This window comes from Dyadobacter ginsengisoli DSM 21015, assembly GCF_059568735.1.
Genome location: NZ_JCANTY010000009.1, coordinates 280,363 through 304,356, shown reverse-complemented (window position 1 = coordinate 304,356; position 23,994 = coordinate 280,363). Strand labels below are relative to the sequence as shown.

Annotated in this window: 11 protein-coding genes; 6 read left to right on the top strand and 5 right to left on the bottom strand. The window is 48.8% G+C overall.

Annotated features, from left to right (window positions below):
• Positions 1-10 precede the first annotated feature (10 nt).
• From BP71_RS30500 to BP71_RS30480, 5 genes are all read left to right on the top strand, one after another.
• On the top strand, positions 11-799 hold the full coding sequence (locus BP71_RS30500; RefSeq protein WP_496385400.1) for an SDR family oxidoreductase: 789 nt from the start codon (positions 11-13) through the stop codon (positions 797-799).
• A gap of 59 nt (positions 800-858) precedes the next feature.
• Positions 859-2,154: a hypothetical protein gene (locus BP71_RS30495; protein WP_496385399.1), complete on the top strand. Its 1,296-nt coding sequence runs from the start codon at positions 859-861 to the stop codon at positions 2,152-2,154.
• Between the two features lie 97 nt (positions 2,155-2,251).
• A complete protein-coding gene (locus BP71_RS30490; protein WP_496385397.1) occupies positions 2,252-4,996 on the top strand; it encodes a glycoside hydrolase family 31 protein in 2,745 nt (914 codons plus the stop codon).
• Positions 4,997-6,211, top strand: a complete 1,215-nt coding sequence (locus tag BP71_RS30485) for a DUF4249 domain-containing protein (RefSeq protein ID WP_496385396.1) — start codon at positions 4,997-4,999, stop codon at positions 6,209-6,211. It begins immediately after the preceding gene.
• Positions 6,212-6,274: 63 nt separating this feature from the next.
• Positions 6,275-8,659, top strand: a complete 2,385-nt coding sequence (locus tag BP71_RS30480; protein WP_496385395.1) for a TonB-dependent receptor — start codon at positions 6,275-6,277, stop codon at positions 8,657-8,659.
• Here BP71_RS30480 and BP71_RS30475 read toward each other — a convergent pair whose 3' ends face one another.
• The 5 genes from BP71_RS30475 to BP71_RS30455 all read right to left on the bottom strand — a co-directional run bounded on the left by BP71_RS30475 (position 8,660) and on the right by BP71_RS30455 (position 20,586).
• Entirely contained in the window at positions 8,660-11,998 is a 3,339-nt protein-coding gene (locus BP71_RS30475) for a VCBS repeat-containing protein (RefSeq protein ID WP_496385394.1), read from the bottom strand. It lies immediately after the preceding gene.
• 8 nt (positions 11,999-12,006) lie between these two features.
• The gene (locus BP71_RS30470) at positions 12,007-15,351 is read right to left on the bottom strand and encodes a VCBS repeat-containing protein (protein WP_496385393.1); all 3,345 of its coding nucleotides are present in this window, start codon (positions 15,349-15,351) and stop codon (positions 12,007-12,009) included.
• Positions 15,351-15,944 (bottom strand): hypothetical protein, encoded by a 594-nt coding sequence (locus tag BP71_RS30465; RefSeq protein WP_496385392.1) that lies wholly within the window; start codon positions 15,942-15,944, stop codon positions 15,351-15,353. Before BP71_RS30465 ends, BP71_RS30470 begins: the two co-directional genes overlap by 1 nt.
• A 67-nt stretch (positions 15,945-16,011) precedes the next feature.
• A complete protein-coding gene (locus BP71_RS30460; RefSeq protein WP_496385391.1) occupies positions 16,012-17,502 on the bottom strand; it encodes a RagB/SusD family nutrient uptake outer membrane protein in 1,491 nt (496 codons plus the stop codon).
• Between the two features lie 18 nt (positions 17,503-17,520).
• Complete coding sequence (locus tag BP71_RS30455) at positions 17,521-20,586, bottom strand: SusC/RagA family TonB-linked outer membrane protein (protein WP_496385390.1); 3,066 nt, start codon at positions 20,584-20,586, stop codon at positions 17,521-17,523.
• Positions 20,587-21,006: 420 nt separating this feature from the next.
• Between BP71_RS30455 and BP71_RS30450 the strand changes: the two genes are divergently transcribed.
• Positions 21,007-23,982 carry an FAD-binding and (Fe-S)-binding domain-containing protein gene (locus BP71_RS30450; RefSeq protein WP_496385389.1) on the top strand — a complete coding sequence of 992 codons (2,976 nt, stop codon included), beginning with the start codon at positions 21,007-21,009 and terminating at the stop codon, positions 23,980-23,982.
• Positions 23,983-23,994: the final 12 nt, after the last annotated feature.

Here is a 23,994-nt window from a genome sequence, read left to right as displayed (position 1 = left end):
AGTCAAAACCATGAACCTAGACCTGACCGGAAAAACAGCATTGGTATGCGGAAGTACCCAGGGCATCGGCCTCGCCGCCGCCGTTGAAATCGCGTTACTGGGCGCAAATGTGACCCTCGTAGCCCGGAATGAAGAAAAACTCCGTGAGGCCGTCGAAGACCTGGATACATCGCTCGGCCAGCTTCACCGCTACGTGGTAGCCGATTTCGCCGACCACGCGGTCGTCAAATCAGCCATCGAAAACTATCTCCGGCTCTGTCCGGACGTTCATATACTTGTCAATAACACTGGCGGCCCCAGCGGCGGCCCGATCATCGAAGCGGAAACGGACCAGTTTCTGCAAGCATTTCAAATGCATGTGATCAACAACCAGTTTCTGGCGCAATCCGTGGTACCGTCTATGAAGAAGGAAGGTTTCGGCCGCATTGTCAACATTATCAGCACTTCGGTGAAGCAGCCTATCATCGGCCTCGGCGTATCCAACACCATCCGCGGTGCCGTGGCCAGCTGGGCCAAAACGCTCTCGCTGGAACTGGGGCAATTTGGCATTACGGTCAATAATGTGCTCCCCGGCTACACCGAAACGGCGCGACTCGACTCCGTTTTTGAAATGCGCAGCAAAAGCCAGGGCAAACCCAAGGAGCAGGTTGCCGAAGAATTGAAAGCCTCCATTCCCATCCGCCGATTCAGCGAAGCCAAGGAAGTAGCCGCGGCAGTGGCATTCCTGTGCAGCCCGGCTGCGGGGAGTATTAATGGGGTGAGCTTGGCTGTGGATGGGGGGCGGACGGAGAGTTTGTGACACCGAGAGGGCTTGTATCTCATGATCTTTAGTATATTTGGGTTACATAAACGCCTCTTATGATCAGATATTTACTTACCGCGCTATGGTCGGCCATCGCACTTACTTCTATTGCTCAAAATGACAGCATTTTTCTTAAATCCAATGAGAATGTCTTAACCGGAAAGGTCGTTGTAAACCTTAAAAAGAAAAACCTTGCCCTCAAAAAAGAGGATCAGATCCGGCGTATACCATTTAGTGATATCAAGGAAGTCAGATCAGCCAATGGGAGATTCCTGGTAAGCAGGGACATCAAATCGCAGACCTGCTTGTTGGTTCTGTTTGTCAAAGGAAAATTCAGCCTTTTGTTCAATGAAGATGAGAAGCTTTTCTATATCCAAAAAGATGATTCGCTTCTCGTTGTTTCCCAAGCCCATTTTAAACGTGCACTACCGCTCATTTTTGGGAAAGAGTTATTGGAACAATATTATTCAGAATCCAATATTCAGCCGCAGTATTCTGCCCGCTATTTCAAGAACCTCACCTATTATGCGAATGAAGCCATAAAGTCTGAACAAACCGTTTATGAACAAAACCTCAACCAGTTCAAAACTTCACTTCACATTGGTCCTTATGTCGGATTGGGGTATAACAGGACAGGATTTGACGTAAATTTTGGAAAAGAAAAAATGGTTGATGATTATAAAAAGACAAAATTCAGCAACAGCTATTCTATCCCCATCGGCCTTAGCTTTGACCTGCGTCTTGCCAAAAGGGTGAGTATTAACCTCGACGCTTACGTTAATAATACATCTAACCGCCATGCCTATGTTGACAACATGGGCTGGTATACTGTCAAATTCCCGCTGCACCTGCTCACGCCCGAAAAGTTTATTCCGCAGCTAAAAATGCGCGATTATTCTTACAAAACCATTCAGCTTGACCTTTCGGCCGTGTATGTGTTGATCCCGGAAGAGAAGAGCAAATTGCAGCTATTTGCATTCGCAGGTCCAAGCCTTGTAAGGATGACAGACAGTGAAATCGGGCTATCTGCGGGTTATCAGGAGAGTAAAGAAGCACCAATTAGTTATATGACGATTTGGTCTCAACTAAAAAGACCCTACACGATGATCGGTATCAATGCGGGTTTGGGAGCGAAATACCCGCTCGGCAAGCGGCTAACCCTCCGCCTCACGGCGAAATTTATCGGTGGCATTTATCCTAAAATCGAAAGTCACACCTATTCTTCGAAAAAAAGAAACGAGACTCCCATGCCCGACGATACCTGGCAGAGTTTCTTTTCACGGTTTGGCGGTACATACGACCAATATACCAGGATGCTTACCATCAATGGATCGCTTAACTTCAAACTTTGATCTTACCGCATAAATTATAGGACAATAGCAAGTCAATTCGGTTTATTTAACTTAAATTTAGGAAGAAGGCCCGCCGGCTCCTTCCCGTTTTAAGCTTATGATAAACAAGTACTTGCTTGCGTTGATATTCCTTCTGACAGGCCCGTACTCACACGGACAAGGGAGCGGTGATTTTGTGAGCTTCCGGCAATCGCCAACAAGCCTGACGATTCAGGGGACAAAAGGCATAATGACCGTGCAGGTGCCTGCCGAAGGCATTTTCAAAATTCAGACTATCCTTTCCGGTACGGGTGTCGCAGGTGATAGCTCTTACACGATTGCACCCAATCCCCTCACTCCCCTGCCGCCGATCACAGAGACCGCCGGTTTGCTCTCAATCCGTTTTGGCAAATCAGCACTTGAAATAACCAAAAAACCGCTGAGCATAACATTACTATCCGGCACGGAGATCAAGATCCGGGAAAGTAACGGCGTAACTGTCACCCGGGACTCTATTCGCTTTACGTTTGGCATCGACCCAAAAGACGTATTCCACGGTGCCGGTGCCCGTCCATTCGGACCCGATCTGAACAGGAAGGCATTCGATTTTTACAACACCGCTGAGCCAGTCTACTACGATCAGCTTACTGGGCTGTCCCAAAGCTTCAATGTCCCATTCATCGTATCTTCACACCGGTACGGCATCCTGTTCGATAGCAACCATCCAGGCTCCATTCGTATGTATGTGGGTGCGGTCGATTCCACACGCCTGACGGTAGAAGCCGCCAGCACCGGGCAATGGTCCTATTACCTCATCGATGGCGACAGCAACGATGAAATCCTCGAAAAATACACCCTGCTCACCGGTCGCCAGCCTCTTCCACCACGCTGGGCGTTGGGCTACATCCAATCCAAAACAGGATATGAGAATGAAAGTGACGCGACCGTTGCGATCAGTAAACTGCAAAGCCAGGGATTTCCAGTGGATGCACTCGCCCTCGATCCGCAGTGGTATGGAGGGCTGGATAACCGTGGCAGTTTTGAATGGGATCAGGACAAATGGCCCCAGTCGGTAGAAATGATCAGGCGGTTACGCGAAAAGGGCGTCAGAACGATCCTTTCCAACGATCCCTATGTGACCGCTCAAACACCCGATTACAGCAACGCGGAATCGCTCTCGCTCTTCGCAACAAAAACCGGTGGGCGTGACACTTTCGTCCAGGATATTCCAGGCGGAGAGGCTGCACTGCTGGATATTTTCAAACCTGCTACCCGGAACTGGCTGACAAGCCGATACAAAAAACTAATCGATGAAGGCATCGAGGGCTGGTGGTCGGATCAAACCGAGCCGGAGTATGAGTTCCGGAACGCATCCTTTACACCCGGCAATGCATTTCAGATGCACAATCTATATCCCCTCCTCTGGTCGCAAAACCTGTACAACTTTTACCACCAAAATTACCCGGGCAAACGGCTTTTTCATCTCACCCGTTCCGGCTGGACCGGTGCCCAGCGTTTTGGTGTGCTGCCCTGGAGTGGCGCTGTCGCCCGCTATTGGGCAGGGCTGAAAACCCAGATACCCATTATAGTCCAGTCCGGAATGTCGGGGCTCGCCTATATGCACTCCGATGCCGGCGGATTTGTCACAATGTCGGACAAGCCGGAGAAAGATGAGGAGCTGGATCTAAGATGGCTGCAAATGGCGACGTTCAGCCCCGTCCTCCGTGTCAATGGCGGACGATCCAACGTCGAGCCGTTCAACCTGACCGAGCCGTTTTACTCCATAGTTAAGAGGTACATGCAAATCCGGTATCAGCTATTACCTTATCTCTACTCGCTCGCATGGCGAAACAGCATGTCGGGCCGCCCAATATGCATGCCCTTGGATTATTTCACCCCGAACAAGGCATTGGGGAATGTCGCTGACCAATATTTCTTTGGAGAAAATCTGCTGATCGCGCCAGTGCTCCTCCATGGCATGCCTTCACGGAAGGTCGTGTTACCGGAAGGTAAGTGGTTCAATTTCTGGACCAATTCAATGCAGAATGAAGGTGCAGCATATCCCAATTTAACAATCGATCATATTCCTGTATATGCGAAGGCAGGTGCATTTGTTCCGATGGCGACCTCAGTCGGTATGAGATCTACAAATGAATATCGTTCCGACAGCCTCACCGTGAAGTTTTTCCAGGATGTCTCGGTCCCTTCCTCTACTTTCACATTCTTTCATGACGACGGTACCGACCCCACGACTTTGAGCAGCGGCAGGTTCGAGCTCATAGATTTGATGGGAAATGTTTCAGAAAATAACATTCAGATCAGTGTACGGCGCACACAAAGCCATAGTCAGGCGCTCCCCCAACGGGTCATGCTTTTTGAAATCGAGCATGTAACGTCTCCGCCTGTTTCAGTCACGCTGGATGGCCAGGCGCTGCCGGTGGTGTACCTGCCTGGCGAGTTCCGGCCCGAAACGGCCTATTACGACCTTAAGAACCGGCAATTGATGATCCGCACGAACTGGCAATGTCAAAACCCCCTGAATATTTCGATAGTCCGGGACGGATTGTCGGTAATCACCGGTATGGACTTTCAAGAGAAGGAAAACAGCATACAGGCTTTCCCGAACCCGCTACCCGCAGGAAAAACATTGTTGGTTCATTCCAAAATTCCCGAAACCGGTAGCTATACACTTGAAATATGCAATGCAACCGGGGCTATTCTGGTGCAAAAGTCGCTCGGGGCATTCGCGAAAGGACAGGTCATCTGCTCGGAAATCAATGCACACGGCCTCCATGGGATTTGCATTCTGAGGTTCAAAAACGGAGACGGACAATTTTACTCCAAGAAAATTGTGGTTGAATAAATGATAACGAAACGGCTACTAACGGCTCTCCTGATCCTCTTGACATGCAACAATGCGTGTGTAGAGCCATTCAGCGTGGTTTTTGGTACGGCGAAGGAATATATCGTGGTCGATGGCGTGATTACCAACATGGACATTCCCCAATTTATTTCCTTATCTAAAACCAATCCGGAAGCAAAAAATGAGAGCTCTGAATTCACACAAACTATCTGGACCAAAGGGCTTTCCACATTGCCGCTTTCGGGTGCCAGGGTAAAGCTTATCGTGAACGGCTCCTCTCAGGTCTCGCTTACAGAAGGCGAATCCGGGATATATGATCTTCCGCCGACATTCCGCGGCAAAACCGGCGATTCCTATCAGCTCCAATTCATTACCGAAGATGGTAAAAGCTACGAATCGGGCATTGAGAAGATGTTACCCGTCGCGCCGGTTACGCGTGCATATGATGTTTTTAATCCCAAAGGAATATCCAGGCTTTCCGAATACTACGGCGATTTTACACCCAGCAACGACATTTACCTGGATTTTGATGACCCGGCAGGTGAACAGAATTTTTATCGCTGGCAATGGACACTCTGGGAAGTGCAGAAGACCTGCGCCACTTGCAATCAGGGGAAGTATTACCTTTTTGACGTCGAAAATGGCGTGGACGGCGATTGTTTCAAGGATCTCACCATGCCTTTCAACAGTGTCTTTGACTACTCTTGTGAAGATCTGTGCTGGGATATCTTTTACAGCAATGGCATCAACATTTATTCCGATGTATATACCAACGGACAGAGCCAGAAAGACAAGCTCGTGGCGCAAATTCCCCTGCTTCAATCCAATCCCTGCCTGGTCAGTTTACAGCAAAACTCATTAACACCGGGCGCGTACAGGTTCCTGAAGCTGATCCAGGATCAGGCGGCAAATTCAGGAACGCTGGCTGATACACCTCCCGCACCTATCCAGGGCAACGTAGTCAATACCAATGACAAAAACGAACTGGTGATCGGCTATTTCACGGCTTCTTCGACGGCAGAATACAGGACTATGCTCTGGCGGAAGAAAATCCGTAATGCAGCTCTGCTCAACCAGCTTTTCAAAACGATCCACAACCGGGACCAGATCCTGGAAGAACGCTCTCCGGAGCGCCCGTACATCCCCCTCGCAATATGCAAGAAGAGCCGGTCGAGGACGCCGTTTTTACCCGGAGGATGGAGGTGGACGGAGTAGGACAATAATTTGAAAGAGCAGGATGAATCCGCCACGAAACTGGAATGACTGAATAATTTATACATGAAGCGTTTTTTCTTTTTGCTTTTGGCCATCACCGGATACAATGGCTTTGCACAGGTGGTCGTGACAGGCCAGGTGCGGGATTCGGTTACTTTGGTGCCATTAAAAGAAGCTTCGGCAGTGATCGATTACAGGCGCAACGGGTCGACGGTACGGGTTAATGAAAAAGGCAGTTTTTCCGTTAATTTGCCTTCCGGCGATCATGTATTGGTGATCCGGCATGTGGGCTATGAAACTTTTCGCGCATTCATCAAAGACGGCACCGAAAAAGCGCATTTCGATGTGTTGCTTTCACCAACATCCAACCAGCTGGAAGAGGTATTGATTACCAGCAAAGGTTTTGATCAGACAGTCAGGCAACCCGTCCTGGGTTCGCTTCAAATCAATATTAAAACACTTGAAAAGTTACCCTCGGCATTTGGCGAGCTGGATATTCTCCGGAGTCTTCAGATGTTGCCGGGCGTTTCGAGCGTGGGTGAAGCTTCCAATGGTGTGAACATTCGGGGAGGCACTACGGATCAGACATTGATCCTGCTTGACGATACCCCGATTTTCAATCCAACCCATATGTTCGGGCTCTTTTCGGTGATCCCTCCCAACACCGTCAGTAATCTGGACCTTTACAAGGGCAACGTCCCCGCGCGCTTTGGCGGCAGGGTTGCGTCCGTGCTGGATATATCAACCAAAAATCCCAATCTTGAAAAACTCAAACTGGCGGGAGGGATCAGTCTGGTTTCCAACAGCCTGATGGTGGATGCGCCCGTGATAAAAGGCAAACTGGGCATTTATGTAGCCGGGCGTGGCGCATTCAATGATTTTATTCTTCCCAAACTGGATAAAAGGTTGGACAACATCCGTGCCCGGTTCGGCGAACTGTCGATTAAATCATTCTGGAAAATCAATGACCGGAACACCCTCACCTGGATGGGCTATCACAGTGATGATTATTTCAAAACAGATTTGCTTACCAACCTGCCCAATGTCGTCGGGACGGACACTTATTATAAACACATCACTACCAACTCCATCCTGCGCTGGCTGCATGTGCTCTCTCCCCATCTGAATGTCCAGACCTCCGTTATTTTCGCGAGATATACTCCTAATATCGGCACACGCGAGCAGAAAACCGGCAATGTCGTACGGCTCGAATCAGCGGTGGAGCAACGGCAGATTAAATCCAACATCAATTACCAGCATACACGCCACAAGTTCGAAACCGGTATCATCGCCACGCAATACCGCATCCAACCCGGAACATTGCTGCCCGGCCAGAGCAAACACGTGAACTACATTCAAACACCTGCCGAACGTGCCCTTGAACTGGCCCTTTATGCCGACGACGAGGTTAGTCTTTCCGAAAAACTGGCCGTATCCGTCGGCCTCCGCTATTCACTGTTTTTAGCAGCGGGGCCGGCAGTTGTACGCCACTATCAACCCGGACAGCCCAGGGATGACTATTCTGTCATTGATTCGACCCTGTATAGCCAAGGAAAAATCGCCGGGTCCTATGGCGGTCCGGAGCCGCGCGTAGGTATCCGCTATGCACTGGCGGAACACATTTCGCTCAAATTCGGCTACAATCTGATGCGGCAGTACATTCAGGTTGTGTCCAATACTGCAACGCCGATTCCTACCTCGCGATGGAAAACGAGTGACAAACATATCAGACCGCAGATCAGTAACTTGTTTACCGCCGGCTATTATCAATCCTTCAAAGAAGACATTTTTGATTTTTCACTGGAAGGATATTACCGCCTTTCCAACAACATGATGGACTATAAACCCGGCGCTAATTTTCTGCTGCAACGGTTTCCCGAAACGCAGCTTGTTCAGGGGAAAAACCGGTCGTACGGCGTCGAATTAATGTTATCCAAAAAGAAAGGCAATGTGAAAGGCTGGGCCAACTATACTTTCGCCCGCTCACTCAACGTCGTCCGCGAGGGAGCGGCATTGGTCGAACTCGTAAATCATGGCAACTGGTATCCCGCCAACTACGACAAACCGCACAATTTCAATGCATCGCTCGACCTGACGATCGACAGTCACAACTCATTCGGCTTCACATTTGCATACAGTACCGGAAGGCCTTACACCGAGCCGTTGGGTTTTATCAACTATCAGAACAACGTGTACCCGTTCTATGACCAGCGCAACAACAAACGCATTCCGGACTATCATCGCCTCGACTTCGCCTGGAACATTTACAATCCCAGTATGAAAAAACGGCGTTGTAACGGGCATTGGACATTCTCTATTTACAATATCTATGCCCGCAAGAATGCCTATTCCGTATTTTTCAAAACAGAAAACAAGGTTACGAAAAGCTATCAGCTCAACATTTTCGCAGCGCCCATCGCCACGATCGCATACCATTTCACTTTCTGATTATTTTTTCCGGCTGATAACCATTAGTTTGTCATCGTTCCGGGCCGCAACAATGCCCATCCCGCCTTTCAGTCTGATTTCGCGGAGCTTCTTCACCTGCCCCCTGATCGGCAGATTGTTCAGTTGCTCAACTCTGAAATTGCACTGCCCCGTATTGATCAGCACTGTACCGTAGTCGCTATCGTAACGCCCCATCTGGATATTGCAGTCATAGAAGTTGCCCATCATGAGCACATCTGGCAGCTTGTCGCCATTCGCATCGATGATATGGGCGTCGTAAAATGGCGCCCATTGCGCATGGAACGGCAGTGGTTTCAGGGCAAAGTTACCTTTGCCGTCATTGACCAGTATCGCGTTCTGAAAATAGTCAGCCGTGAGCACCTGTGCTTTTTTCAGTTTGTCTTCCCCCACCAAATCTCCCAGACCCGCTTTGGCAAATTCCGAAGCATAGATATACTTTTTTCTGATCACCGGCATTTGCTTCTCCATTTCCTGTTTAGTCGGGAAAAGAGCTTCTACTCCGTTGAGGTAAGAGGTCAGGATCGGTTCTTTCCTGCCATTACCGTCAAAATCACTGATATACATTTTCACGGGTTGCGCTTCATCGGCTTTCAGACGGCTGTTCAATCCGAGATTTCCTGCGAGAATATCCATATCACCGTCACCGTCAAAATCATACGACATGGCAAAATTCCACCAGCCGTTGCGGACTGTGAGCATCTTTTTGATAAATGTCCTCCCATTGTTTTGCATCATGCAGATCCCCCCCCATTCCAATGCCAGTACCAGGTCCTGATCCCCGTCACGATCCATATCCGCCAGTTTTGCATTCTTGACATAGCCTATGGATGCCAGCTCCTTGCTATACTGCGCTGTTGCATCCATAAACCTGCCCGTGCCATCATTTTTCAACAAATAGGACCGAGGAATTTCACCATAATTCAAAGGAACGGCCCGTCCGCCTATAAAGAGATCTGTAATGCCGTCCCCAGTAAAATCGAACGGAATAATGCACGACGCCGTAACGAAGATATCGGCAAAGGCATCTTCCTTAGCACTCAGGTTCCCTTTGCCATCGTTCAGGTAAATGCGCGGCATTTGGTAGGGCGAATTATTGCTATATTCATTTCCGCCTGTAGCAATCAGCAAATCGACATGTCCGTCGCGATTTACATCGGCCCAGGTCGCGTCCACTTCTTCATAGGTACTGTCACGTGCCAACGTCGGTTGAAAAGATTCCGTGAACTTGCCGTCCGGTTTTTGCAGGAACAAATGGCTTTTCAGCATTTTGGATGAGCCTACATAAATATCATCCAGCCCGTCGTGATTAATGTCCGCAATGGCCAGCGCAGGGCCTTCAGCCGTTACTTCAAAAGGAATCAGCGAGTTGCGGTCGAACTCAATAAAGTTATTCTCCTCATGCTTTACATTAATGCCCAGCGTGGCAGCAATATCCTCGAACGCGTACGAACTGCTGGCGCGGGCTCGTTTAACGTGTTCGTAATCAAAAAGAGGCAGCTTTTCCGGGTAAGTCAGCGATATGGAATCGTGTAATGCTGCGGGCTGCAACGTCTGATACCTGTTATCCGGCCAAATGACCACCACTGAATCCACATCAGCCTTTTTCCCCAATCCAATATGCAGGGGCACTTCCATGCTTGACTGAAAACCCCTCACCGGGAATTTTTCGTAGCTCAGCACATTGTCTTTTTTGAATACCAGGCATTTAGCGCCGATAGCGTTCAGGTTCCCTTTTTTCCCTTTGAGGTATAACCGGAGGTAGTCGTTTTTGCCGGTCTTCTGACTGCTCAGATTTTCATACACAAATGCCTTTTCATTGATATTATTGGTCACCATATCCAGGTCGCCGTCATTATCGAGATCGGCATATACCGCTCCATTGGAGTATGAAACCTGGTCATTACGGATGTTACCGGCCAGATCCGCGAAAGACAAATCTCCTTTATTTGCAAAAAACTTGTTCGGTAACTTGATCTCCGGCAGTTTATCAGCCAGCCCGGGGTCGTTTTCGTCGAAATTCTTATTGCGGATCTTTTCCTGAACCACGTCGCCGGATACAAACCGGATATAGTCTGTATCATTCATCCGTTTGGGAATACCATTCGAAATGAATAGATCCTTCAAACCGTCGTTGTCAAAGTCGGTAAACAATGCAGCCCATGACCAGTCCGTCGCATGCATGCCCGCATACATGCCCATTTCGCTGAAAGTCCCGTTGCCGTTGTTGTATTGCAGATTGTTTCTGGCAAACTGGTAGTTATAACCCTGCCTGATCTTGTACCGGAATATGCTGTACATATCCTCGCCTTCCGACTTTTTCAGGATCTCATAATCCGACGGCAGCATATCGAGCGATACGATTTCGGGGAAAATATCATTGTTCAGGTCACCGATATCGACGCCCATTGAAAACTGGCTCGTGTGCATGAGCGAAGAGTCTGTCTGATCGGTGAATGTGCCATTTTTCTGGTTGATATACAGGTAGTCATTCTCATGGAAATCGTTACCGACGTACATATCGGGATAGCCGTCGAAATTGAGGTCTCCTACTCCCAATCCCAGGCCATATCCCAAAGCAGAACTGTGAATACCCGCCGTGCGCGATACTTCTTCAAACTTCCCTCCATTGTTCCGGAAAAGCTTGTCGCCCGCCAGCGGATGATAGGTGTCTGCAAAAAGGTCCCGTCGCCCAAATGTTCCGTTCTGGTGTACAGAATGGTTAAGCTGGAACATATCGAGGTCGCCATCCAGGTCATAATCAAAGAAAAGCGCCTGCGTTCCGAACACGACCAGGTCCAGTCCATATTCCTTCGAGCGCTCGTCGTAAACGGGAATACCCTCTTTCGTGATTTCGCGGCATACAAAAAGCAGGTTATGTCCTTTCATATTCTCAAAATTCCCGACCTGGCTGATGTAAATATCGAGCATGCCATCCTGGTTAATATCAACCACAGATACACCGTTTGACCACCCCTTTTCTCCTTTGAAATTGGCTTTGGGCGTCACGTCTTCGAATCTCATTCCCCCTTTGTTCAGGTAAATGCGGTTAGGTTCCTGATTGGCCGAAAAACAGAGGTCGATCAGGCCATCGTTGTTGAAGTCGCCGGCCCCCAACCCACCCCCATTGTAGAAGTACATATAATAGAAGATATTGAAATCCCTGGTCGGCTTGAGTGTGTTGGAGAAATCAATCCCTGTCCGTTCCGAAGTGAGCAGGTCAAAACTGTAATCCAGCCGGTCTTTCTCCTTCGAGCAGGACATGAAAACGCCTGCCAGGACTACAATAATACCTACGAGAAACAGTCTTTTGAATTGCATTGAAACGATTACAGTTTGTTGATTTTGAACAGCGCCGGGACGGCGTTATTAATCAGCCCGATGAGGTAGGGGCGCCCCTGGATCTCAATAGGACTGATTTGCTTTACTTCACCGTCCAGCACCAGCCCGCTTCGGTTACTGAGCAGCACGTCAAACTGCATGTTGCCTTTGTTGATCAACACATTGCCGCGGCACGCATCCAGACTTCCGAGCTGGGGTATGAAATGGGTAAAATTGCCGCCGACGATCAGGTCGGGCCGGCCATCCTGGTTGACATCCGCGCTTTCAATGGCATTCAGGCAAGAAAACTGCACCATGTACGGAAGCGGGGTGATTTTGAAATGCCCCTTGCCATCGTTGACCGCTATGGCCGATTCCATGTAGTTGACAGACTTTTCCACGGCACCATCCAGAAGATCGGCCGGAAACAAGTCCTGCACGGTTTTGGTCGCGTATTCGGAATGCTTAATGCTTTTCTTCTTTAAAAAAGGGAACTGCGTGGTCATCTCGCGTTTCAGAAGGATCGGCACATCCTTTGCGTCGACGGTTTTAGAGATTACTTTTTCGATCGTTCCGTTTTTGTTGAAATCGTTGATCCAGATTTTGAGGGGCGAAGCGGCGGATGCTTTCAATGAAAAATTTTCACCAATATTGCCCAGTACAATGTCCTGGTCGCCATCTCCATCCAGATCCACGGGTTTCAGGCAGCCCCAAAAACCAGCGTAAGCTTCCAGCCCGGATTGCGTTTTCTGAAATTTCCCTTGCGCGTATTTCAATACCGCCGGGGCCATCCAGTCGCCTGCGACAACAAGTTCCTTTATTTGATCACCGTCTACATCGACCCAACTGGCATCCCGCACCATACCCAGTTTGCTCAACTCCGGAGCGATCGTTTTGCCGACCTCCTTGAATATACCCTTCCCATCATTTTCATAAAGGTAGCTCGACGGGCTCGACCCATACTCGCGCGGTACGCTACGGCTACCCACAAACAAATCCAGATCGCCATCCCGGTCATAATCGCAAGGCGCGATCGCGGCGGTGTTCATCGCATTGGGAGGTAGTGCCCGGATATTGATCGCGAAATTTCCTTTTCCGTCATTGAAATAAAGCCTGGTAGGCAAATCGGGGCTGGTCACCAGCGTTTCATTTCCCCCGCTGCCAACCACCAGGTCCAGATCTCCGTCGCCGTCGGCATCAAAAAACGTCGCGGCAGTGTCTTCGAAGCCCGCCAGATCCGTGAATGCCTTCTGTGTGGACTTGATAAACCTTCCTCCTTTCTGAAAATAGAGCTGCCCGCCCTGTTCCTTTCCTCCGCAGAGGTAGATGTCATCCGTCCCATCGCCGTTCACGTCACCTATCGCCGCCTTAGGCCCTTCCTGCGAGAGCATCACGGGGATATTCCGCTCACTGTAAAAATCTTCGTATTTATTTTCCTGATGCGCCCCAAGTCCTGTTCCCACAACTGCACTGAGTACCGGTTGTGGCTGTTCGGTACGCATAATAAAGTCTGCATTCGCATCACCGATCGCAAACGTCAGCATAGTGTCCGTTTTGACGCCTGTCAGACGGCTTAACTTACGGTTGGGCCACAACACACGGATAGAGTCAATACGATCGATCTTCCCCAGGCCGATCGTAAATGGATATTCGGTACTGGACTGAAAGCCACGAGAGGGGTTCACCTGTCTGCTGAAAACCTGCCCACCCGCGTAGACCGTTACTTGTGAGCCGATGGCCCTGCTATTCATCCCTTCCCCTTTCAAATTAAGCCGCACGAAGTGGTTCTTTTCTTTTGCTGCCTCCGATTTGTTTTTATATACAAAACAGGGTTCATTAACATTGTTGACCACCAGATCGAGGTCCCCGTCGTTGTCCAGATCGGCGTAGGCTGCACCATTAGAGAATGATGCCTTCCCAAACCCAAACTCCTTCGCCTTCTCCCTGAACTGAAGATTTCCTTCATTATGGAAAAAGTTATTCGCAATGGGTGTCGAGGGCATACGATCGATGATGTTCTGCATGTTTTCCTTTTCTCCGGACATCACCATTTTTTGCGTAACCTCGTTAGCAAAAAAATCGATAAAATCCTGATCGAGGATATCGTGAAAAATCCCGTTGCATACATAGATATCGGTCTTCGAATCATTATCCGCATCAAAAAGCAAGGCGCCCCAGCTCCAGTCGCTTGCCGCGACGCCGGAGTAATTGGCGATTTCGCTGAAAGTGCCATCCTGATTGTTCAGTTGCAGGCTATTCTGCATATACTGGTTATAAAACCCTTTCTCTTTTTTGAGATTGAACAGGTAATGATTTTCAAATGAAGTGGTTGTCTTGTACCGATACTCATCTCGGGGAAGCATATCGGTAACGAACAACTCCGGATAACCGTCATTGTTAATGTCGGCCATATCCGCGCCCATCGACGCAAGACTGGTGTGCTTGACGCGTTTTTCAAGCTCCTCTGAAAAAGTGCCGTCTTTCTGGTTGATATACAGATAATCCTTTTCGTAGAAGTCATTGCAGATATAAATATCCGGGTAAAGGTCCCCATTGATATCGCCGACGGTTACACCAAGCCCAAAGCCTATGAGGCTGCCATAAATGCCCGCTTCCTCGCTCACATCTACAAATTTGCCCTGGTCATTTCGCAGGAGTTTGGCTCCGCCACCTTTCAAAAAGTCCTTTACCGGCCAGTCTTTGGCACGGAGGTTACGGTCGTTGGCGTAGTTAAGCGTATTTACAGGGATAAAACTGTTGTTGAGGATATAGGCGTCCAGGTCGCCGTCGAGATCGTAATCCAGAAAAGCGGCATGTGTCGTGTAGCCTGTCTCATTCAGGCCATATTTAGCGGCGGATTCGGTAAAAGTGAGGTCGCCATTATTGATATAGAGTGAATTCCCCTGTTTGTTGACAAATTTCTGATAGCCGGCATTGCATACATATATATCAAGCAGGTTATCTCCGTTCACGTCGGCCATTACCACTCCTGTACTCCATTTATCGGGTTCTGCCACACCGGCTTTGGCAGTGATGTCTTCAAACTTCCAATTACCTTTATTGAGGTAAAGTTTGTTTTCACCCATGTTTGCGGTAAAATAGATATCAGGCAAGCCGTCATTGTTAATATCGCCTACCGATACCCCGCCACCATTGTAAAAATTACGGTAGTTGAATATGTTGATATCCTCACGGTCCTCTATTTTGTTAATAAAGTCGATACCGGTTTCTGAGGCATTCAGTTCTTCGAATAATCCGGGAGCGTCTTCATTTTTTTCTTTACATGAAAAAATAAGAAACACCAGGAAGGGAATAAGCCCCTTTGAAACGGAAATGGCAGATCTGCGCATCATTAATTTGGAATCATAGAACTGAAAGCCTCCTTTTCTGTGATGTTACCCAGGCTAACTGCGGGCTTTTTGTAAACGATCATCCCCTCAACTGGCAAAAACTGGTCGGGGCGCTGGAAATCACTGTATTTCCCAACCTCGCCCTTTATCTTAAAGATCATTTTGTCCTTTGTAAACACCGGCGCAGAAATCTCCCCTTTCGTCATCATGTACCCTTCGCCGATCATCTGTTGCTTATCGATAATCTTCCCGATTTTCAGGCTTGTTCCATCGGGAGCATCAGGCTCTATCACGCAGCGGATCGGATGTTGCTCATACCACTTTTCTTTTGCGAGACTGAGCATCGTTTTACCCCCGAACTGGTCGGTCAGGCTAATGTTCAGTACATTGTCGGAAAGCAGGATCTGTCCACCAAAAACGCTGGCATCGGAATAGAACTCTTTTCCATTTATCTGAACCAGCAACCGCGCCTGATTTTCTCCCAGCGATTGAAAGTACTTTTCTGCTGTCTCTTCATCTGAATCCCGCTTTCCGCAGGAGCCGATCATCACTGCCACTGCTATGATCAGCAGGTATACTTGCTTGCCAATATTCATTGTAATCTAAAAAAACAAAAATGCTCGATGTGTTCGAGCATTTTTGGCAATATGCATGATTAAATTATCAATAGCCTTTGTTTTGCACGAGGTTCGAGTTGGATACAAGCGCTGCTGACGGGATGGGGTACAATACGGTATACGCCTCTTTTACCGAAGTGCCAGCACCAGTAGTAAACTTACCAAAGCGGATCTCAGTCGTTCTTTTGAAACCTTCCCAATACAATTCGCGACCGATTTCATCAAACAGGTTGGCTTCTGTCAGCGAACCCAGGGCCGATGCGCCACGGGCGGTTCTCAGTGTATTGATCTGGGTTAATGCACCAGCCGCATTTCCGCCACGGAGCAATGCCTCTGCTTTCATCAGGTAAGCTTCTGCATAACGCATCAATATGTACTTGCCCGAATTGGCCGGGTGATACTTGATGACGCGAATACCCTTGTCGGTGGCTGCACCCGCGAGGGGTACATCCCTTGTAAATGCCAGTGGCTTCTGCGTACGCGAATCGATGATCACCTTTCCCTTTTCGTCATATTGTTGACCGATCAGGAAGCCGAGTCCGATACCCGAAAACTGCGATCCGTCTTTCTTGGCAGCTTGCCCGATCCGCGAATCCTTCGCCTCGAAAGTGTCGTAGAAGTCCGCGAGGGTTGCGAAACCATTCCATCCCGACGGGTTCTGTCCATAGTGAAGGGTCATAAACCAGCGGTTTTGCGCGGTTCCTTCCTGCACGTTTAAAATAGGTTCTGTTTTTGCCGCAGATGAAAATGCGGAGAAATAGTCTTTTTCGAGTGCGTAACCGTCTGCCGTAATAGCATCCACATAAGCACTCACTTTGTCCATATCGGCCTTGTCGAATGTGTAAGGGCCTTCGGGCGTCGCGCTTTTGTACACCGCTTTATTGAGATACATTTTTGCGAGCAGGAAATTGGCGGCTGCTTTATTCGCCGTACCATTCGCTACCGACGGCCCTGCCTTAGGAAGATTCGGCAATGCTTCTTCTAGATCTTTGAGGATCAGGTCGAATGCTTCCGAACGGGTCAGTACCTTCGGAAGGTCGTTTACACCCTGGGTTACCTCCCTGAAAGGCACTACGCCCCAATAATCCATTACCCAGTACATATTATATGCCCGAATAAACTGTGCCTCCGCTTTTTGCTGGGCATTAGGATTAGAAGCGATGATTTCCGTAGCCTTGTACGCACGTTGGTTCAATGCATTCCATGCGCTCAGGATGTACGAGTGCGACGCATCCCAGGTATGCTGGTCGAGCGTACGCCAAACTCCGTTGTCGCCCCAGTCGACACCACGGGTCGGCGGGATCATCTCTGCCGTCACGTGCTCCCCCAATGCATAGATCCCAGCCTGGTCGGAGTAGGTCGACAAATCCTTGTATGCGGATGCCAGCGCTTCGGTTACATTCACCGGCGCAAAGCCCCCGTCTGTGGCCTTATTCACCACCGAGTCCTTTTCTTCATTCACAAGGTCGGTACAGGCCGACATTACGGCCATACTAACTCCTGCTATCACGATTCTATATATTCTGCTTGTCTTCATTGTTCAACTAGTTAGGAATTAGAATGTCACGTTTACACCGACTGTCCAGGTACGGGCTCTCGGATACGCCGTATAATCGATCCCAAATGAGGGAATGTCATTCAATGACTTGTTAGTGCTCACTTCCGGATCCTGACCATCGTATTGAGTGATTGTCAGTAGGTTCTGGCCTGTTACAAATATTCTCGCATTGTTCAGCACCTTATTGGCTTTCATCGGTACTCTGTAACCCAGCGTCAGATTTTGCAATCTCACAAAGTTGCCTTTCTGCAGGAACCGGGTCGATACATCCGGAGCGTTCAAAGCACCTTCTCCATTGCCGATTACATCTTTGGTTACGTTACGTCCATTGGCGAATGATCCCTGAGTAAAGAATGCGTTCGCTGTGTTGGAGTAAATATAATTTCCAAAAACGCCATTGAAAAATATACCCAGGTCAAAATTTCCATATTTCAGGTTGTTTGTCAAACCTGCGTTGAGTTTTGGCAGCGGGCTCTTGCCTCCCAGGAATTGCTGAAAGTCCCCGTTTGGATAAAGCGAATTACCATTTTCGTCAAATCCGCCGAATTCGCGCAGGAAGTATGCAAACAGCGGCTGGCCTTCTGCCAGACGTTGTGCAAACGCACCCGACAACCCCTGACCGTTGATCTCACCGGTATCATAGGTACCGATCAGGTTCTTCACGAGGTTTTTATTGTACGAGGCATTAAACAGCACTTCCCATGAAAACTTCTTGCCATCGATCACTACCGCATTCAAAGCCAGCTCTATACCCTTGTTCTGAATATCGGTATCGAGGTTGCGGTATACGAATGGGTTTGGCGCCGGTTGTGCCGCCACCACTTTGAACAACAGGTCTTTGGTGCTCTTATTATAGAGATCCAAGCTACCGGACAGTCTGCCTTTCAAAATTGAGAAGTCGATACCGAGGTTGAATGCAGCAGTAGATTCCCATTTCAAATCCGGGTTATTGAATGCCACGGCATTCAAACCACCACCTGTAATTCCATCACCTGCCTGGTTGATCACGTAATCACTGTAACGGTCACGGCGGTCATACACGTTGTGAGGGATCGCTTGGTTACCCGTTACACCATATCCCACGCGCAATGACAGGTCGGTGAATACGGTTTTAGGAATAAACTCTTCTTCTACAATTTTCCATTTGAATGCACCGGAAGGGAAATAGCCATATTTGTTATTACCCCCGAATTTGGAAGAACCATCGACACGCAACGTTCCTGTAAAAAGATATTTGTTTCCAAAACCGAGGTTGACACGACCGAAGTACGATTGCAGCTCGTCTTTGGAGTAATTTGAGTTCTGAATCACCGAACCAACGCTCTTCAGCGCTGTCCCGTCTTTGATCTCCACTGTTCCGGCGATACCGAGGTTGTTGATCATCAGATCCAGGTTGCTGGTCCTGAAATTAGCCGCAGCCACATTCTTGCCCGCGGTCTCAAAGCTTTGATAAGAATAACCGAGCAACGCATTCAATGAAACATTTCCAAACTCCTTTTCATAGGTAAAATAGTTTTCCCATAGCTGGTTGTTGGATTCTACATCGCGGATATACACGCGACCGATGTTCTGGATACCCGACACTACCAGGTCTCTTGAATAGGCTGCCTTGCGGGTTGAGAGCGATTTGTCAAAACCCAATACAGTTTTGAATTTCAATCCCTTAAAGATTTCCAGTTCAGCATTAAGATTTCCGAGCGCCCGGAGCGTGTTACTTTTGTCCTGGGACAGGTTTACAAATGCCAGCGGGTTTGGTTCCGTGGTTGAAATCTGGTTGTAGGTCCCATCTGCATTGAACACGGCCCGTGTCGGGTTCGCTTTCAGGATACTTCCCATCAGATCACCTTCAAAACCGATGTTCTCCGAAATCGGGACACCGGTATCCAGCGTATTCGCGAAATTCAGGTTACTGCCAATCGTCAGTTTGTCATTGATGAACTTCTTGGTTCCGGCAAAGCCAATGCTGTAACGTTTTACGTTGGAGGTTTTAACGATACCATCCTGATCCATATAGCCCAACGAGAAACGGTAGTTCCCTGAAGCATCCCCGCCACCGTACGACAGATTGTGCTGGTGCGTCAGCGCAGTACGGAACAGTTCATCCTGCCAGTCGGTATTGGCACCCTGGTCCTGGCCACCTGCCGCTTTGTATTCGGAGGCGTTCAGCAAATCATATTTTTTGGTGATAGTACTTACACCCAAAGAATAACCATAATCGAGTGTTCCTTTTCCTTTACCTCTTTTGGTCGTGATCAAAACCACCCCATTCGCACCGCGGGAACCGTAAATAGCCGTTGCTGACGCATCCTTAAGAATATCAATGCTGGCAATATCATCCGGATTCATAAAGTTCAACGGATTTTTGGCGGGCTGCCTCCCCACACCCTGGTTGTCGCCACCACCGGAAGTATTGTCACCACTCAAAGGCACACCGTCGATCACAAACAAAGGGTTGTTTCCACCAAGTACGGATGACGTACCACGTATACGCACATTGATGCCACCACCCGGTTCGCCGCTCGACTGTGTGATCTGCACACCCGCCACGCGGCCCTGCATCAGCTGCTCGGGCGATGTGACGATCCCTTTCTGGAAATCTTTCGAACCCAGTGCGGATACCGCTCCAGTAGCGTCCTTCTTCTTCACGGTTCCATAACCCACCACTATCACTTCTTCCAAAGCTTTCACATCTTCGGAAAGCACCACATCCACAACCGACTTGTTGCCGACCGGGACATCTTTGGTTTCATAACCGATCGCACTGAATGTCAGTGTTGTATTACCAGGAACACTGATCTGATAGTTACCTTCGACATCAGTATTGGTTCCCTTTGTGGTTCCCTTTACCGTAATGGTCACACCGGGAATACCACCTGTTTTAGCGTCTGTCACTTTACCGGACACATTGACGTCCTGTGCCAGTACTGCGCCGCTCATACCCGCCAGGGCCATCAGCAAGGCAAAAATTCTGAATTTGAAATAGAATGGTCTTGTCTTGGCGCTGGGAATGCGCACAGCAGGGAGCTCATGCTGACGAAGTACATGAAAGGATAAATTCATCATAGGTTAGATATAAATTAGGTCTGAATGCCGGCGCTTTGTATCATTTTGACATTTCCCACATTATTGGTCCATTTAAGCCGCTCAACAATTCAGAGAGGCATTTTCAATGAACTTTAACGCTAAAAAATATAAATTTTACGCCACACCTTATACAAAATAATATAAATAATTCGGATAATACAATACTATCTGCATGTATAAATCCCAGAAAAATGATTTTATTTCAAACGATGGTGACATATCCGCTTTAAGTCCAAATAGCGTATTCGAGAAGTACAAAAGCGGGTATTTTCAAGAGAATTTTTAACCGACATTTAATTCTTTCCAGCTCCCCTCCTCGCACTTCCCGAACATTTTGCTGGAATTCCTTCCCGGTTGTGCGTAACTTTGAATCTGTTATTTTTCCAGCTAATTGCATTTATGACATCCCTGTCTCCAGTATCAGATGCTGATCTGAGTTTGCTTGCACAACGCCTTGACGGTGACCTCTTTTACGACAATACCATGCGGACGTTATACGCGACAGATGCATCTGCTTATCGCGAAATGCCGCTTGCCGTTGCTATTCCCAAATCGATCGGTGACCTCAAAGCACTGATTTCATACGCTACGGAAAAGAAAGTATCCTTAATTCCCCGTACCGCCGGCACATCGCTCGCAGGCCAGGTGGTAGGTAACGGTATAGTTGTAGACGTTTCGAAAAACTTCAACAAAATCATCGAGATCAATGCGGAGGAACGATGGGTGCGTGTCCAGCCAGGCGTCGTGCGCGACGAGCTGAATATGGCCTTGAAACCTTACGGACTCTATTTTGGCCCGGAAACCTCCACCGCCAACCGTGCGATGATCGGCGGGATGGTCGGCAACAACTCATGTGGTTCCAATTCGATCGTTTATGGAAGCACGCGTGAGCATTTGCTGGAAGTAAAAGCGATCCTCGCCGACGGCAGCGATGCCGAATTCAAAAATATCAGCAGCAATGAGCTACAATCGCTCGTCAGCAATGCGCGCGACAAAAACGGCAGCGCATCGCTGCTCGATAAAATATACCTGAAAACCGATGCTATCCTGGCTTCCCCCGAAAATCAGTCGGAAATCAGGAAAAACTTCCCGAAACCATCGGTAGAACGCCGCAACACCGGATATGCGCTGGATATGCTGCTGAATATGGCGCCCTACACCACGGAGACCGGTTCGGACAGGCCGTTCAACATGTGCAGCCTGATCGCGGGTTCGGAGGGGACATTATGCTTCCTGACGGAAATAAAGGTTAATCTCGTACCACTGCCACCCAAAACCCAGGGACTGGTATGCGTGCATTGCGATACCATCGACGAGGCGTTGCGAGCGACTATTCTGACCCTCAAATATGGTCCGCATGCGGTAGAACTCATTGATGAGTACGTCCTGGAATGCGCGGCCACCAATGTCGAACAACGGAAAAATGCATTTTTTGTCAAGAACAAACCGGACGGCAAATTTCCGGCGATCCTGGTAGTCGACCTTTCGAGGGAAACTAAAGAGGAAGTAGAACAGCTGGCCGCTGATCTGGAAAAAGAATTCAAAGAAGCCGGTATTGGTTTCCACTATCCGTTGCTTTTCGGGGAGGACACCAAAAAGATATGGACGCTACGAAAAGCAGGGCTCGGATTGCTGGGCAATATCCCCGGTGATGAAAAGGCGGTAGCGGTGATCGAGGACACGGCGATCGACGTTTACGATCAACCCGAATATATCCGGGAATTCAACGAGATCCTGAAAAAGAACGGCATGTCGGCCGTGCATTATGCGCACGCGGGCTCAGGAGAGCTGCATTTGAGACCCATTATCAACCTCAAAACCAGCGAGGGGCACCGTCAGTTCAGGATGATCGCAGAGGAAATCGCGGACCTTGTGAAGAAATATGACGGCTCGCTTTCCGGCGAGCACGGCGACGGCCGCCTGCGCGGGGAATTTATCCCGAAAATGGTGGGTCAACATAACTACCAGCTTTTCAAGGATATCAAGAAAACCTGGGACCCAAACAACATCTTTAACCCCGGCAAAATCGTAGATACGGCCCCTATGGATACGTTTCTGCGATATGAAGCAGACCAGAAGACGCCGGAATTCAAAACCCATTTCCGCTTCCACGACCAGAATATCCTGCAACACGCCGAGCAATGCAACGGTTCGGGCGACTGCCGGAAGACGCAGCTCAGCGGTGGTACCATGTGCCCGAGCTTCATGGCTACCCGGAACGAAAAAGACACCACCCGTGCCCGTGCGAACATCCTGCGCGAAATGCTTACACGCTCGCCCAAGGAAAACCGTTTCGATAACAAGGAAATCAAGGAAGTCTATGACCTCTGCCTTGCCTGCAAGGGCTGCAAAGGAGAATGCCCTTCCAACGTGGATGTGGCGAAACTGAAAATGGAGTTCTTGCAACAATACCACGATGCAAACGGCATTCCGGTGCGGTCGTGGCTGATCGGCAATTTCTCCAAAATGACCGGCCTGGCGAGCTATGTACCCTGGGCTTACAATCTGATTTTCAAGAATGCACCGCTCCGTAAGATCGCCAACACGGTAGTAGGCTTCCACCCGGAACGCACCATGCCTTTGCTGCACAGCACAACCTTGAAAAAATGGTATAAGCAACGGAAAACCAGTGCGCCCCGCTCGGAACGGAAAGTGTATTTGTTCTGCGATGAATTTACCAATTACAATGATGTGGAAATTGGTAAAAAATCCATTCTGGCATTGGAAAAACTGGGTTATGAGGTGATTATCCCCAACCATGGACCGTCGGGACGGCCGCAACTTTCCAAGGGCCTGCTGCGGGATGCCAAAAAGATCGCAGAGGAAAATATCCGTCTTTTAAAAGATATCATTTCACACGACACGCCGCTTGTGGGCATCGAGCCGTCCGCAATTCTCACTTTCCGTGACGAATATCCCGATCTTGTGAGTGAAGAATTGGTGGAAGATGCTAAAATGGTTGCACAGAATGCATTGCAATTCGATGAATTCATAGCGCGTGAAATCGAGTTGAAAAATATTTCGAGGAACCAGTTTACCAAGGAAAAAAAGTTGATCAAACTGCACGGACATTGCCAGCAAAAGGCCATTTCCAGCATGATACCGACCAAAAAGATGCTTTCGCTACCGGAAAATTACACCGTCCAGCTGATCCCGTCGGGGTGCTGCGGCATGGCAGGATCATTCGGTTATGAGAAGGAACATTTTGACATTTCCATGCAGATCGGCGAGCTGGTATTATTCCCAGCAGTCCGCCAGCAGCCGGAAGAAGTGATCATCGCCGCACCGGGCACCAGCTGCCGCCACCAGATCCACGACGGTACTGGCCGCAAAGCGCTTCATCCGGCAGAAATCCTCTGGAATGCGTTGATTTAAAAACATTTGATT